Annotated in this window: 1 pseudogene; it reads left to right on the plus strand. The window is 49.6% G+C overall.

From position 1 onward, the window contains the following. Window positions 1-633, plus strand: a pseudogene (locus ACS8FD_RS21840) (hypothetical protein); the annotation flags it as partial.

The raw sequence follows: 633 nt of genomic DNA on the forward strand, positions 1-633 counted from the left end.
CAGCGTGAATTCCACAGGTGGTGGTAACGTAAACAATAACGGTGCACAAGGCACCAATGCAATAGCCATTGGTAAAGATGCTAAAGTTGCTGATGGTCATAATAGCTCTATCGCTATGGGGCTTGGGGCGAAGGTTGACAGGGGACCCGATACAGGAGCTGCGCTACCATTCGGTGCAGTTGCTATTGGTAATAAAGCATGGGCTAGGGGGACTAACTCTGTTGCCCTCGGTACTGATGCGACAACATCCGTCTTTGATAGGGGGCTTGCCATTGGTAATAAAGCTGAGTCATTAGGCTCTGATGCAACGGCGATAGGCAGCGAAGCTGTTGCAGCCTCTGTTGGGGTGGCGCTTGGCAATAAAGCTAAGGCACACAATACCCGCAGTATTGCAATTGGTGACAACGCTGTAGCGGGTGTTGTTGGTGGTGATTTTGCTGACGGTGCAAGCTCTTACGGAATTGCTATCGGTCAACGGTCAACAGTCAAGGGTGAAGCTAGTATTGCCATAGGTCGACTGGCAAACACTTCAGGTAAAGATGCATTGGCTATTGGTCGAGAATCTATTGCAGCTGCAAATGGTACTGCTATTGGCGCAGGAGCTAAAGCAAATAAAGCAGGTGGTGTTGCCAT

It is taken from the genome of Psychrobacter sp. 1U2 (assembly GCF_051847575.1).